Below are 262 nucleotides of genomic sequence, written 5' to 3' on the forward strand. Positions count from 1 at the left end.
AGACCGTCAGGCTGATCGACCGGCAACGTCCGGACTGGTCGCTGGAACAGGCCTTTTATGCCGACCCTGCGATCTTCGCGCTGGAGCGTGACTTGTGGTTTCCGCGTCAATGGATGCTTGTCGCCCATGCCAGTGAGGTGCCTGAAAGGGGCCGCTACATCGTGCGTCAGCTGTTCGACGAGGAGATCATCATCGTGCGCTTCGGCGATGGCGAGGACGACATCGCGGCCTACTACAATGTCTGCACCCATCGCGGCTCGCG

Annotated in this window: 1 protein-coding gene; it reads left to right on the plus strand. The window is 61.5% G+C overall.

Going from position 1 to position 262, the window contains the following annotated elements; all coding sequences use genetic code 11:
• The coding region (locus EOB49_RS35465) for a Rieske 2Fe-2S domain-containing protein (RefSeq protein WP_164782011.1) at positions 1 to 262 on the plus strand (262 nt) is incomplete at both ends.

It is taken from the genome of Mesorhizobium sp. M7A.F.Ca.MR.148.00.0.0 (assembly GCF_003997735.1).
In the GTDB taxonomy this organism is placed as follows: domain Bacteria; phylum Pseudomonadota; class Alphaproteobacteria; order Rhizobiales; family Rhizobiaceae; genus Mesorhizobium.